This window comes from Wolbachia endosymbiont (group A) of Norellia spinipes, from assembly GCF_964273535.1.
This window is the reverse complement of sequence record NZ_OZ187006.1, coordinates 417,557-431,802: the sequence shown is the minus strand read 5'-3', so window position 1 is coordinate 431,802 and position 14,246 is coordinate 417,557. Positions and strand designations below refer to the sequence as shown.

General features: G+C 36.3%; 11 protein-coding genes and 5 pseudogenes. 9 read left to right on the top strand and 7 right to left on the bottom strand.

Annotated elements, in window-relative coordinates; translation table 11 throughout:
* Positions 1–31 precede the first annotated feature (31 nt).
* Entirely contained in the window at positions 32–1,198 is a 1,167-nt protein-coding gene (locus tag ACFZP3_RS02190) for an aspartate kinase (protein ID WP_386087098.1), read from the bottom strand.
* Between the two features lie 90 nt (positions 1,199–1,288).
* Positions 1,289–2,225: pseudogene (locus ACFZP3_RS02185) on the bottom strand (IS481 family transposase); the annotation flags it as partial.
* 127 nt (positions 2,226–2,352) lie between these two features.
* On the opposite strand from ACFZP3_RS02185, the gene recJ reads away from it, so the two are divergent.
* Positions 2,353–4,092 carry a single-stranded-DNA-specific exonuclease RecJ gene (recJ, locus tag ACFZP3_RS02180; RefSeq protein ID WP_386086759.1) on the top strand — a complete coding sequence of 580 codons (1,740 nt, stop codon included), beginning with the start codon at positions 2,353–2,355 and terminating at the stop codon, positions 4,090–4,092.
* 18 nt (positions 4,093–4,110) lie between these two features.
* Here recJ and ACFZP3_RS02175 read toward each other — a convergent pair whose 3' ends face one another.
* Positions 4,111–5,283, bottom strand: coding sequence for an NADH-quinone oxidoreductase subunit D (locus tag ACFZP3_RS02175; RefSeq protein ID WP_253309374.1), 1,173 nt, complete (start codon positions 5,281–5,283; stop codon positions 4,111–4,113).
* A gap of 274 nt (positions 5,284–5,557) precedes the next feature.
* Here ACFZP3_RS02175 and ACFZP3_RS02170 point away from each other — a divergent pair, with 274 nt between their 5' ends.
* From ACFZP3_RS02170 to ACFZP3_RS02145, 6 genes and pseudogenes are all read left to right on the top strand, one after another.
* A complete protein-coding gene (locus tag ACFZP3_RS02170) occupies positions 5,558–6,736 on the top strand; it encodes an aspartate aminotransferase family protein (protein ID WP_386086758.1) in 1,179 nt (392 codons plus the stop codon).
* Between the two features lie 88 nt (positions 6,737–6,824).
* Positions 6,825–8,108 (top strand): HlyC/CorC family transporter, encoded by a 1,284-nt coding sequence (locus ACFZP3_RS02165; protein ID WP_386086757.1) that lies wholly within the window; start codon positions 6,825–6,827, stop codon positions 8,106–8,108.
* A gap of 13 nt (positions 8,109–8,121) precedes the next feature.
* A complete protein-coding gene (locus ACFZP3_RS02160) occupies positions 8,122–8,388 on the top strand; it encodes a DUF2312 domain-containing protein (protein ID WP_064125346.1) in 267 nt (88 codons plus the stop codon).
* Positions 8,381–9,046, top strand: a complete 666-nt coding sequence (locus ACFZP3_RS02155; protein ID WP_253309371.1) for a UbiX family flavin prenyltransferase — start codon at positions 8,381–8,383, stop codon at positions 9,044–9,046. The genes ACFZP3_RS02160 and ACFZP3_RS02155 overlap by 8 nt, the downstream gene beginning before the upstream one ends.
* Entirely contained in the window at positions 9,030–9,908 is an 879-nt protein-coding gene (gene folD, locus ACFZP3_RS02150) for a bifunctional methylenetetrahydrofolate dehydrogenase/methenyltetrahydrofolate cyclohydrolase FolD (RefSeq protein ID WP_253309370.1), read from the top strand. The genes ACFZP3_RS02155 and folD overlap by 17 nt, the downstream gene beginning before the upstream one ends.
* Positions 9,909–10,125: 217 nt before the next feature.
* Positions 10,126–10,510, top strand: a pseudogene (locus tag ACFZP3_RS02145) (transposase).
* 47 nt (positions 10,511–10,557) lie between these two features.
* Here ACFZP3_RS02145 and ACFZP3_RS02140 read toward each other — a convergent pair.
* The 4 genes and pseudogenes from ACFZP3_RS02140 to ACFZP3_RS02125 all read right to left on the bottom strand — a co-directional run.
* Complete coding sequence (locus tag ACFZP3_RS02140) at positions 10,558–10,773, bottom strand: transposase (RefSeq protein ID WP_373457553.1); 216 nt, start codon at positions 10,771–10,773, stop codon at positions 10,558–10,560.
* Positions 10,774–10,775: 2 nt separating this feature from the next.
* Positions 10,776–11,120, bottom strand: a pseudogene (locus tag ACFZP3_RS02135) (transposase); the annotation flags it as partial.
* A 12-nt stretch (positions 11,121–11,132) separates the two neighbouring features.
* Positions 11,133–11,994, bottom strand: a protein-coding gene (locus ACFZP3_RS02130) for an IS630 family transposase (RefSeq protein WP_386086489.1) whose coding sequence is annotated in 2 segments (ribosomal slippage) — positions 11,133–11,670 and positions 11,669–11,994 — 864 coding nt in all. Because the reading frame shifts where the segments join, the coding sequence is not laid out codon by codon here.
* A 65-nt stretch (positions 11,995–12,059) separates the two neighbouring features.
* Positions 12,060–12,263: pseudogene (locus ACFZP3_RS02125) on the bottom strand (transposase); the annotation flags it as partial.
* 223 nt (positions 12,264–12,486) lie between these two features.
* Here ACFZP3_RS02125 and ACFZP3_RS02120 point away from each other — a divergent pair.
* Together ACFZP3_RS02120 and ACFZP3_RS02115 are read left to right on the top strand one after the other, a co-directional pair.
* Positions 12,487–13,502 (top strand): annotated as a pseudogene (locus ACFZP3_RS02120) (IS110 family transposase).
* A 223-nt stretch (positions 13,503–13,725) separates the two neighbouring features.
* Positions 13,726–13,926, top strand: coding sequence for a hypothetical protein (locus ACFZP3_RS02115; RefSeq protein WP_265017217.1), 201 nt, complete (start codon positions 13,726–13,728; stop codon positions 13,924–13,926).
* The last annotated feature ends 320 nt before the right edge of the window (positions 13,927–14,246 follow it).

Below are 14,246 nucleotides of genomic sequence, written 5' to 3'. Positions count from 1 at the left end.
TGTTCGTACAGTTGTGGACGTCGAGCCTATCCTAGTGTTGCATATCAAGCTCATACTCAGTATGTAAATCTTTGACCAAAGCTACAACGTATTCTTTTTGAACAATTATACTGATTTTGATTTCGGATGTTGTGATAGCAAGTATTTCTATCTTTTTTTCGCTTAAAACCTTGAGTGTGCGGTGCATCACTTCAGTGTTAGACATAACACCAATACCAATTATTGAAATTTTAGCTACATTATCGTTTATAGCATAATTTTCATTCTTATTCAGTAACTTTTCCATTAAATCAATATCAAATTTGGAGATAACAAAACTTGACCCATGTATCATATCAATTTTAACGTTTGCCCCTACTATATCTCTTAAAGTACGCAAGTTATTTGCAAGGTTAGTGAAAGTTACAAGAGCTTCATTAGTGCTATAAGCTATTCCAGTAATTAAGTATCTCTCTAGTACATCCCTTTTGTGTAGTACTGTGGTGCCTTCTACTTCTTTAAAAGTGGATAGCACTTGCACTTTAATGTTATGCTTCATTGCAAGTTGTACTGAACGATTATGCAGTATTTTAGCACCAGATGACGACATTTCCAACATTTCATCGTAAGAGATAAATTTGAGCTTGCGTGCCTTTGGAACAATTCTCGGGTCTGCTGTATATATTCCATCAATATCAGTAAAAATTTCGCAAGTTCTAACACAAAAGGCTACCGTGAAGGCAACTGCTGATATATCAGAGCCTCCTCTTCCAAAAGTAGTGATTCTATCATCATTTATACCCTGAAAACCAGCGATGATCGCAGCAGTATAACCCTCAGCAAAAGATCTTTTCACACGGTCAATCTTTATTGTTTTTATTTTAGACTCAGAATAAAAATCATCAGTTACAATCGGTAACTGCCAGGCAAGCCACGATTTAGCATTAACTCCGATCGATTGGAGAGTGATAGCTAATAGACCGCAAGAAATTTGTTCTCCTGCTGAAAGCATAACGTCATACTCTGATAACTCTTGTCTGCAACTTAAATTTGAGATTTGCCTAGCCTGAAAAGCCATTTGGTCAGTAAATCCTGCAACAGCAGATACAACAACGATTACATTACAACCTTTCTCAATATCGTTTTTTATCAAATTTGCAACTCGGTTTAAATCAGTTAGCGAAGTCCCACCAAATTTTTTTATGATTATTTTGTCCATAGTTACAATATAACTCTCTTCTGAAGAAAAATATAGTTTTTGTAGAGATAGAGGTTGTCCGGAAACTAGAATTAAGGTAGAGTATAAGATGTATGGTTCCAGAGTGTGATGGTGTGGATCTATTATAAATAATTCAGGAGACTTTGTCAACTGAGAACATATAAATTCAAAAGGCGTAAGACCCCTAAGAGCTTTGAGTCTCTTTGCATAATTGTAGGCCATAACAAAGTCATAAAGATGCTCCTTAAGTTGCTGATGCGAACGATAGTAATATTTCCTAACCGTAGCATTCTTTAAAGTTTTATTCATACGTTCAACTTGTCCATTTGTCCAAGAATGGCTAACTTTTGTCAGACGATGTTCAATGTTATTTTCTTCACAAACTCTATCAAATATGTGTTGGAAGGCGTATTTATGGCGCTTCTGATTTGTAAATTGTATGCCATTATCTGTCAAAATAGTGTGGATTTTATACGGTAAAATTCTAATCAGATTACCTAAAAACTCAGCAGCTATGGGTTTTGTAGCACTTTTGTGCAACTCAACGTAGGTGAATTTGATCTATTGCAATAAACAAATACAGCTTTCCTTCTTCTGTTCTAACTTCCGCGATATCAATATGGAAATAGCCTATAGGATATTGTTTGAATTTCTTTCTTGATTTAACTTCACCATCGACATCTGGTAGTCTGCTAATGTTGTGCCTTTGTAAACAACGATGTAAGCTGGAGCGACTCAAATGTGGGATTGAGGTTTGCAAAGCGTAGAGACAGTCATCTAATGGCAATAGAGTATGCTTACGAAATGCAACAATTATAGCCTCCTCTTCTAAAGTTAAAACAGTTGATCTTGGATGCTTTGGACCCATACCAGCATCTTTGGTAAATGAGCGTTTTCTCCACTTAATAATAGTTTTTGGTTTAAGGTTATAACACTTGGAGAGTTTTGCTATGCTCTCTTTACTATTTTGTATTGCTCTACGAATTGTCTCTGTTGTTCTGGCGCACCCATGTAATACTTGTCCCATAATTCCTCCCTTTGATGATATTTTTTTCTCACATTTTATCATACCATCACACTCTGGAACTGTGCATCTAATACAATTATAGAACAAGTTTAAAAGTTCTGGTAAAGTAGTTTTATTTACAAAGAATATGCTACTTGAAATTGAAAAGCGCAGCATAACAAATGCATTGTGGAAGTTGCAAGAAGCAGATCAAAGGGAAATCTTAACTCTTATACAGAGATTTGAGTTGCCAGAAGTACTAGCAAGAATATTGGTTACTCGTGGTGTTAACATAGAAAATGCGAGCGACTTCTTATATCCACTAATCAGATCGCTATTACCAGATCCCTTTCACCTTCTTGATATGGATAAAGCTGTTTCTCGTATAATACGGGCAATAAAAAATAATGAAAACATTGCAATATTTGGTGACTATGATGTTGATGGTGCAACGTCGTCAGCATTGATTAACAGGTACCTGAGAGCAATCGATATACACTCTATAATCTACATTCCAGATCGTGTTGATGAGGGCTATGGATTAAACACAGATGCTTTATTACAACTTAAAAAAAACGGGATCGATTTATGTATTTCCGTTGATTGCGGTACGCTTGCATATCAACCAATAGAAGATGCAAAGGTCTTTGGTCTTGATATTATAGTTGTCGATCATCATCTTGGTACGGAAAAGTTACCAAGCGCCGTAGCAGTTGTTAACCCAAACCGCCTTGATGAAAGCTCTCCTTATACTAACCTTGCAGCAGTTGGAGTGTCATTTCTGCTGATTATTGCTCTTAATAAAAGCCTACGTGAGCAAGGATTTTTTACCAACAAAAAAGAACCAGATTTATTTGATCTGCTGGATTTAGTTGCCCTTGGAACTGTTTGCGATGTTATGCAGATTACAGGCCTCAATAGAGCATTTGTCTCACAAGGATTAAAAGTTATGTCAGCAAGAAAAAACGTTGGCTTGCGTGTTTTATTTGATGCTTTGGGGATCCTTGAAAAACCAAGTGTTTCACGATTAGGGTTTAGTATTGGGCCATGCATAAATGCTGGAGGAAGAATTGGAGAAGCATCGCTCGGTGCAAGGTTGCTTTCCACCGATGATGATGAAGAGGCACATTCAATCGCGCTAAAATTAATAGATTTGAATAATGCAAGGAAAGTGTTAGAAAATGAGGCTCTCTTGGAAGCTACAGCACAAGCGGAAAAATTTGCCCAATTAGGTGTAAATTTTATAATGGTAAGCGGCAACTGGCACCAGGGAATAATCGGTATAATTGCATCGAGGCTAAAGGAGCAGTTTCACTTACCAACAATAGTGATGTCTTTAAACAATGGAATAGGAAAAGCAAGCTGTAGATCAATTTTGGGAGTTGATATCGGTGCTGCAGTCCTTTCCGCAAAGTTTACAAATTTAATTATTGAAGGTGGTGGCCATAGTATGGCGGCAGGATTTTCAATTAAAGAAGACAAAATAAATGATTTGCATGATTTTTTTACTGAAAGATTTTCAAACTCTATAAATGAGAAAACTTTAAAAGCTGATAGTATAGTAACTGCTAAAGCAATAAATTTATCTTTATGGAATCAATTGCAACGCTTGGGACCATTTGGAGTTGGGAATCCTGAACCAAGGTTTATTATCCAAGGAGCAAAGATAAGAAAGCCTGAAGTTATAGGAGTTGACCATATAAAATGTTTTATTGCTGATGATAATATTATGGTAAGAGCTATTGCATTTCGTTCTGCAAATACTCATCTTGGCTCTGCTATCATGCAGGGTAATGTTAAAGCTATTTTGGGTAAAATCTCTATGAATTACTGGAATGGCAATGAATTTGTACAATTTTTAATAGAAGATGTATTGACCACTAGTTGAGTTGCTATTTTACAATAATTACCTATCAATCTCACCAAAAACTATATCGAGTGAGCCAATAATTGCTGCAACGTCGGCAAGCATGTGTCCTTTTGCCATAAAATCTAAGGCTTGTAAATGTGCAAAGCCAGGTGCTCTTATTCGGCATCTGTAAGGTCTATTGGTACCATCTGAAACTATATACACTCCAAACTCGCCTTTTGGTGCCTCAACAGCTGTGTAAGCCTCACCTTTTGGTACATGATACCCTTCCGAATAAAGTTTAAAATGGTGGATGAGAGCTTCCATAGATTTTTTCATCTCCGCTCTTGGCGGTGGAGAAATTTTTCTATCTTCAGTTTTTACTGGCCCTTCAGGCATTTTCTCTATACACTGCTTCACTAAGCTAACAGACTGCCTGATCTCTGCCATTCTCACTAGATAACGGTCATAACAGTCGCCATTTTGGCCGATCGGTATATCAAAATCTAGTTGATCATATATCTCATATGGCTGGCTTTTTCGCAAATCCCAAGCAAGCCCAGCAGCGCGCAACATTGGGCCACTAAAGCCCCAATCAAGTGCTTGCGCTACTGATATTTCACTAATTCCTACAGTGCGTTGCTTCCATATTCTATTTTCTGTTAAAAGTTCATCAACATCGTCTATATACTTTGGAAATTGCTCTATAAACTTTGCAATATCCTCAATCAAACCTTCTGGAACATCTGCTGCAATTCCACCTGGCCTGATGTAAGCTGCGTGAAACCTTGCACCTGAAGCTCTTTCGTAAAATTCCAGTATTTTTTCTCTTTCTTCAAAGAGCCATAAAAGGGGAGTCATTGCTCCAACATCAAGTGCTTGAGAAGAGACGTTCAGTAAATGATTTAGTATTCTCGTCAGTTCACAAAACAAGACACGTAAATACTTTGCCCTAATTGGAATTTCGCATTGCAACAATTTCTCCACACACAGTGAATATGCATGCTCTTGTGACATTGGTGATACATAATCAAGGCGATCAAAATAAGGCAAAGCTTGAAGGTACGTTTTATGTTCTATTAATTTTTCAGTACCGCGGTGCAAAAGCCCAATATGAGGATCAGCTCTCTCAACCACTTCGCCGTCCATCTCTAAAACAAGGCGCAACACTCCATGTGCAGCTGGGTGCTGAGGGCCAAAATTTAACATCATTGTCTTTAGATCGGGCATGTCCAGTAGTTTAAGATATTAAAATTGTATAGGCTAAAGTGCGCTCAAAGTCAATAGACTTCTTGCATAGGCTACAACTGTCATTCAATAGAAACAAAAACTTTTACAATGCTAATAAGTGTTGGTAAAACTAAGTCACTTTAGCTATAGAATGACAAAAAAGGTTTGCATTAGCCAAATTTTTAGTTGAGGTAGCATAAGAGGTTAAAGGAAAAGCTTTGTGTTAATGGATTCATTTCAGGTATAATACAGATAATACCACAATACTTATAAAATGGATCATGTTGTTAATGCGTACAATAGACTTGACACTCCTATAGTTAGGGGAGAAGGGGCATATCTTTTTGACAAAGATGGTAAAAAATATTTAGATTTTGCTGCAGGTATTTCTACAACTTCTTTAGGGCATTGTCATCCATACATTACAGACAAACTGAAAGAGCAATTGAGCTCACTATGGCACTGCTCTAACATTTTCACTATTCCCGAGCAAGAAAGGCTTGCTGAACGTTTAACAACCCTTACTTTTGCAGATAAAGTTTTTTTCTGCTCAAGTGGGCTTGAAGCAACAGAAGCTGCAATTAAGTTTATTCGTCGTTACTTTTATTCAAAAAGGCAAGCAAAACGTAATCGTATTGTTACAATTGAAGGAGGGTTTCATGGCCGCAGTATTGCTGCAATTTCTGCTGGAAACAGTGAAAAATCACGCGAAGGTTTTGCTCCGCTTCTTTCTGGTTTTGATAAAGTGCCAAGAAATGACATTAAAGCTTTGGAGAAAAAAATCAGCAATGAAACAGCTGCTGTGTTTTTAGAGCCCATACAAAGCGAAGGCGGAGTATATCCACTAGACGTAGAATATCTTCAAAAAGTAAGGAAAATAACAAAAGCTCAAGGGATAATTTTGTGCTTTGATGAAGTGCAATGCGGATATGGACGCATCGGTTCTTTATTTTATTATCAAAATGTCGGCATTGAACCTGATATGCTAACCTGTGCAAAAGCTATGGGTAACGGTTTTCCTCTAGCTGCATGTTTAGTAAAAGATTACATAGCAGAAGCAATCACTCCAGGAACTCATGGATCAACCTATGGTGGCAATCCACTTGCCATGACTGTTGGTAATGCAGTGCTCGATATAATGCTAAAAGAAGGCTTTTTTGATCATGTTAAGAGAATTAGTAAATATTTAAAAGAAAAGCTGTTGCCTTTAGCTAAAGAATTTCCTGAGATGATTTCAGAAGTTCGTGGAGAAGGGTTACTAATGGGAATAGAACTAGCAACTCCTGTAGCTGATAAAGTTATTAGTCGATCTCTTGATAAAGGTTTAATAATAACTAGGGTTTCAAACAACAAAGTAGTAAGGATAACCCCACCACTTATCATTGAGGATGAGCATGTGAATGCGGCGTGTAATATGCTTTATGATTTATTTTTTAAGATTAAAGATATATAAAATTCGGCAATATAAATTCAGGCTTGCAAATACCTCTCATAACATGTAAAATTAATTTTATTTTTTATCACAATAACATCGTACTTTAATGGATTGGTTATTGGTCTTAGTATCATCAGCAATTTTTATTTTGTTAATTTTATCGTTTTTGTTCTCAGGAGCAGAAATAGGCTTAACCTCAATTAGCCGTTCTCGAGTTAATAAGCTAAAGCTAGACGGTAACAAAAGAGCCAGGATAATAGACCGCTTATTAAATAAGAAAGAATTGACAATAGGAACGGTATTGCTCGGCAATACAATTATTAATATTACTTGCTCTGCTTTATTTACAGCAATATTTATCAATCTTTTTGGAAATGAGGGCATTCTCCTATCAACAATTATAATGACATTTTGTATTTTATTATTCTGCGAAGTTCTACCAAAAACTTATGCTATTCAAAATCCTGAAAAATTTGCATCATTTTCTGCTTATTTTGTATTGTTTTTTGTAAAGATTTTTTCTCCATTGACGCTAGGTATTCAATTTATTGTTAACCTCATCCTGAAATTATGTGGGCTGCATAAAGATAAGGAAGTAATATCTGCAGCGGATGCAATGCGTAATATGATTACTCTTCACCGCAGTGAAGGAACTATGTTACAACAGGATTTAGATATGCTAAGCAGCATACTTGATTTGGCTGAGACAGAAATATCACAAATTATGACCCATAGAAGAAATTTATTTTCTCTTGATATAAATCGAAGTAAAGAAGAGTTAATAAGGGAAATTTTAACTAGCAGTCATAGTAGGATACCTTTATGGCAAAAAGAACCAGATGATATTATCGGTGTAATTCACGTGAAGGGTCTAATAAATGCCTTGCGTGAAAAGAATAATAAAGCGGAAGAAGTTGACATTACCCAAGTTATGTCAAAGCCTTGGTTTATACCAGAAAGTACACCGCTCAGCGTGCAACTTCATAACTTCCGTAAGAACAGGAAACACCTTGCATTTGTTATTGATGAGTATGGAGCACTGCAGGGAATTGTAACTCTTGAGGACATACTGGAAGAAATAGTTGGAGAAATTTCGGATGAACATGATTTGATCACGGAGAATTTCATAAAGAAAATATCTGACAATATGTATCACATAGAAGGAAAATCTACTATTAGGGACATTAACAGGCAGTTACACTGGAATCTCCCTGATGAAGAAGCTACAACTCTAGCAGGTATGATTGTGAATGAAATAGAGCGCATTCCTGACGAAGGCGAGGAGTTTTCCATGTATGGTTTTCGCTTTAAGGTTTTAAAAAAAGATAAAAATATTATTACTGTTGTTGAAGTGCAAGTAAAAACTGGTAATACTAGTAGCAGCAATTAATTAGTGGAGTTTCATGGAAGATACAGTAAAAATAACGGCTGAAGAGTTGAAGGGTTACATAGAGAGAATCGAAAAACTTGAACAAGAAAAGAGGGATGTGCAAGATCACATTCGTGATGTATATGTAAAAGCCGCAGATGAAGGTTGGGATATAAAAGTGATGAAACAAATTATTAGGCTGAGGAAGATGGATGATGATGACAGAGAGGAACAGGAAATATTGCTTGATACCTATAAACGTGCATTGGGAATGAGCTACGAAGAAGAGTTAAGTGAATAGCAGAATTGTAATTGGAATAAGTGGAGCATCTGGTTCTATTTACGGTGTACGTATTTTAGAGGCGTTAAGAAATATTAATAGATCTCTTATCCCTGTCATCCGAGTAGCTGACACTGGGATCCAGGGAAAAAGAAATATAGATTCCAGCGTCACGCGCTGCAAATTTGGTTATGAAACTCATTTAGTGATAAGTCGTGCTGGAAAAATAACTCTAGCTCATGAGATTAAAGAAAAACTTGAAGATATTACATCACTTGCAGATTTTTACTATTCTGAAGAAAAAATAGGAGAAAAAATAGCAAGTGGCTCATTTAAAACCTCAGGAATGATTGTAGCACCATGCTCTATGAAGACAATGTCTGAAATTGCATCAGGTGTTACTTCCAATCTATTGACAAGGGCTGCAGATGTAACGCTAAAAGAAAGAAGAAAATTAATTCTTATGGTGCGAGAGTCACCACTACATCTTGGGCATTTACAAAATATGTTAAAATTAACGGAGATGGGAGCAATAATTGCTCCACCAGTGCCTGCTTTCTATATTAAACCAAAATCGTTGGATGATATTATTAATCATTCTGTTGGCAAAGTATTGGATTTATTTGATATCAAATTACCTGACTTTAAGGAGTGGCAAGGAAGTGACAATTATTATTGATGGTAAAAAAATAGCAAACGACCTATGTGAGAGGCTATCACAAAAAATTGATATTTTAAAGAGAGAGTATAACATTTTTCCTTGCCTGAAAGTAATTCTCGTGGGCAGCAATCCAGCAAGTCAGGTTTATGTTCGCAACAAACAGAAAAAAGCGGAATCAATAGGCATAAGTTCTGAGACCATTGTTTTGCCTAATAATATTTCAGAAGATGAATTGATTGAAAAAATCAATGAGTTAAATGAAGATCGATCTGTGCATGGCATTTTAGTACAGTTGCCTTTACCAAATCATATTAGTGCAAGCAGAGTAATTAACGCAGTAAGTATTGAAAAAGATGTAGATGGCTTCCACGATGAAAACGTTGGTAGATTAGTTAAAGGTGAAAAAAACTGCCTTATACCTTGCACTCCTAAAGGTTCTTTGCATTTAATTAAATCAATTGAAGAGAACCTTTCCGGTAAAAACGCAGTGGTGATTGGTAGGTCAAATATCGTGGGCAAGCCAATGTTTCACCTATTGCTGCAGGAAAATTGCACTGCTACCATCTTGCACTCACAGAGTAAAGATTTAGCTGAATATTGCTCTAAAGCGGATATAGTAGTTGCAGCAGTCGGAAAGCCAAATTTTGTTCAAGCAGACTGGATAAAGAAAGGTGCAATAGTGATCGATGTTGGCATAAATAGTGTTAATGTAGGAGAGCTTGTAGGTGATGTTGACTTTGAGGGAATAAAAGGGAAAGCCAAAGCTATTACCCCAGTACCCGGAGGCGTTGGCCCAATGACAATTGCATTTCTAATGATGAACACTGTTATTGCTGCTTGCTTGCAGAAGGGAGTTGATGCTTCTAATTTCATTAGTTGAGGTATGAAGAGGAAAGCTATATGAAGATAGAATGTACCACATCTCACAATTAATAAAAAATTGAGATTTTTGAAATTCCTCAGTAGTCAAATTTATTAAATATTTAGGATCATCATCTATTCTTTTTTCTCTACAAGTATAGTATTTTCAAAAGCGAATGATAAAGGTATAATATATTCTATACTGAGAATATGCACGAGCTCCAAGAGGAGAAAAAATATATGCTGATGTTCCAGGAAAAAAGCGGGAAAGAGTGAGTATAATAGGTGGATGGATTGAAAAGAAGTTTATTGCACCAATGACCTTCACAGGAGGGTGTAATAAAGATGTATTTAATGTATGGTTAGAGCGAACCACAATTGCAGCGTAATACAACCATAGTTATGGATAATGCTACATTCCATAAAACTCCCAAAACAAAGTCATTAATAGAGTCTTTTGGCTGTCATTTGCTTTATCTTCCAACATATTCACCCGATCTAAATCCGATAGAGCATTGTTGGCACACCATCAAAAGTCGCCTCAGACCTCTAATGCATCAATGTACAGACTTACACCTTTTAGTTGGTAATACCATTTTAGACGTTTATCATTCGTTTTAGAAAATACTATACTTGTAGAGAAAAAAGAATAGATGATGATCCTATAGCTAACCCAAGAAAGGGTTACCTGAATACTGAAAAACAAAATCAATAGCAGAATTGATATCAGGCCAAAAGCTTGGCAGCGCTTTTTTTATGGCATGCTTGATGGCAAACCAGAACTTCTCAATTGGATTTAAATCAGACGAGTATGGCGGCAAAAATAAAACTTTACATCCAACACTTTCTATTGGGAGTGTTAAATAAACTGTGTCAAACCGCATTTTTAGTTCAACTTAATTTTCAATCTGCCAGGAAAGAAAACATCAAGTTGAGAGATAGTTAATGCCCAATCATGTACAGGCATCGTCCACTTTTCCTCTGCCTTCTTTATAGCACAATATACCTGCTTATACAAGGCATTTATGCTGGTAAATGAGCCTTTGGTCTTAGTGAATTTCCTAATTTGCCTATGTAGCCCCTCTATGGGATTGGTGGTGTAGATTATCCTCCTAACTGGACCAGAATACTTAAAATAACCAGACAAGTTTTCCCAATTATTCTGCCAAGATTTTATAACCATAGGGTACTTTGTGCCCCATTTTTCATCCAATTCCAACAGATATAGCTCTTCTCATAATAGTCAGAATAAAAAAGCAGAATCAACAGCTTGACGGAAAGACTTAAAAATAGGGATATTTTTTCTAGCTCTATTCTTTATAGCAAACCAATTATGCTCAATTTCGTTAAAGTCTGGAGAATATGGAGGAAGATAAAGAATTTCAGCACCAACTCCTCTAGCAAGATTATCTATTTTTTTAGATTTATGGAATGTAGCGTTATCAAGAATTACAGTTTGGCCAGACCTTAAAATTGGAGTTAAAAACTGCTCAAACCAAGCCTCGAAAACATCCTTATTGCAGTATCCTTCAAAGGTCAATGGAGCAATGATCTTCCTTTTATTTAGAGCTGCAATCATACTGACACGCTGAGTTTTTTTACCTGATTTTAATGAATGAAACCTCTCTCCTTTTCTGCAATATCCGTATGGGTAGTCTTCTGTATTATCTATTCCAGATTCATCAATATATACAAGATTTTCATGACGTTTTGTTGCTATAACCTTTAAAAATTGAGCTCGCTTTCCTTCATTTCTTTCTTTATATCCGTAGGTCTTTTTTTCTTGTAAATCCAATATTTTTAAGTGCGCGGTGAATCGTTTGTCGACTGATATTACCCCAGAGTTTAGCCATCTCTGACTGAGTTTTGCCACCATGGTTTTTTGCAAATTTGGTAAAAACATTCCAGTCAGTAATTTTATGGTTATATCCTACGCTTCCAGGCTTTTTTGACTGAAAATCTCCCGTTTCCTTACGCCTTTTCTGCCACTCATATAGAGTCGTTTTTCCAATTTTAAATCTCTCTGCAACAGTTGCTCTACTTTCTCCTTCATCCAATGCCTCCATTGCTTTTTTCCTTAAATCGTAACTATACGCTGCTGGCATACAAACCCCACTACCATAAATCCATATCTTAACTTGTTTGGATTATTATGAGAAGAGCTATAATTCTCGGCAATTTCCTTGCTTGAAGCTTGATATACCTTCTTTAAATCGCTCAAAAAACTCTTCGCATCTTTACTGGCCACATACTTCAGTGAGTTGCGTATCTGATGCACTATACACATCTGCACTTCCGCATTAGGAAAGACACTGTTTATAGCTGCAGGAAAGCTTTTCAGCCCATCAACGCAGGCAATAAGGATATCTTCTACTTGTATCTTGTCAAAAGCATCTAATGTTTTAAGCTTAAGCATTAGGTGGAGAAGGGAGGAACTCTGTGCTTCTTCTTAGATATAAAATCTGTAGAGGAGATAAGAATTCCCTTCTCAAAAGTATAGGCTGGAAGGTATCGTAGAAAGACCTGAATGGTTCTAATTCTGTATTCACAAGACTAGCCTTACTTTTCATTTTTAATGGTAACGTATGGGGTTATATATGATCAACAACTTTTTGGGCATAGATATATCAAAAGATCGCTTTGATGTTTTTCTCTCATTTATAAGCAAAAAAGGAAAGCGTGAAACTAGAAAAAGAAGCTTTAAGAACGATGGTTTCAAAGTCTACTGAATTTTCTACACAAACATAATGTAGAAAAAGTAAAAACCTGCATGGAATCTACTGGTTGTTATAGCGAAGCACTGGCTGAATTTCTACACAATGCTGGACATTTTGTAAGTGTTGTAAATCCTTATTGCATAAAATCTTATGCAAGGAGTAAGCTGATACGACAAAAGAATGATCAGACCGATGCAGAAGTTATTGCTGATTATTGCCAAAGACAGGAACCTTCTAGTTGGACACCACCTTCTCCTGAAATGAAAAAATTAAAACATCTTTATCGTTGCTCAGTTGCGTTAAAAGATGAGTTAACATTAGTAAATAACCACTTAGAAAAAAAAGAGAGACTGCCTAAAGAAGTTGCAAATGCTTGGGAAGACCTTGCAATGAATATAGCTCAAAAAATAGAAACAATAAAAAACTCCGTACGTGAACTATTAAATCAACACAAAGAATTGTTGGAAAATTTTCAACTTCTATTGACTATTCCAGGCATAGGAGAAGAATCAGCAATAGCTATTTTAGCTGAAGTTTCTGATATAGAGGTTTTTAGAGATGCCAGGCAATTGGCAGCATATACAGGAGTTATACCACGAAATATGACGTCAGGTTCCTCTGTATATGCCAAACCCAGATTAAGTAAATCCGGTTCACAAACATTACGTAAGGCACTTTTCTTTCCTGCCATAGTAGCTAAGAATCACAATCCTATCATTATGAGCTTTTGCCAAAGATTAAAGGAAAAGGGTAAGCATAATATGGCCATCGTTGGTGCTGCAATGCGTAAGCTACTCCATATCATTTTCGGTATTCTGACATCCAAAAGTGCTTTTGATCCTAACCATATCAAAAACTACAGGGCTAGGAGGTTGACTGAAGGTTTAGTACTTTAAAATCAAAAATGCTTCCTATCTATCTTATGTAAAGTGGTATCTTACACAAATTTATTGAATGTTGTTGGTTAGTGGATATGTTGATAAGTAAACTTCATCTGTTTTGTGCGTATAAAACTAATTTACTTATCAACATATCCACTAACTATAATCTGTGTACTGTTACACAATTGGAAGTATTTTTTGATTTTATGATGCAACTTGGGAAATTTTTATAATTTTTTTGTTGACTAACAAGACGGTATCTCCTGTCATTCCAGTGCCCAGATACTGGGATCCAGTTTCACCTTATGATGGTGTCATGAAAGTAGCTGACACTGGTTTCCATCCAAGACGGTGTCATTCCAGTCTGGAATCCAGAAAAAAGAATGGTGTCATCCCAGTGCCCAGACACTGGGATCCAGGAATTTTATTAAGTTGGTAAGCATAAAAATAGATGTTTTACGTTAAAATACAACGTTTTCGATGAGATTATATGGAAAACTGGATCCCAGTGTCAAGCACTGGGATGACAAAAAAAGGAGTACTGGAATGACAGCAGTCCTACGTCATACCGCGATTCATTCGCGGTATCTCAGCCGCTAATTGTTCTCCCTCGTCATACCGTCACGGTATCTCTAGATCCCGCTAACAAGCAGCGGGATGACGATTGTCGTTTAGCTATAAATATTTAAGAAATTTACCAAACGGAAAAAAAGGCAAAAGAAGCCCTAGTCATTGTCTATTTTCAGTATTGGCGTTTTT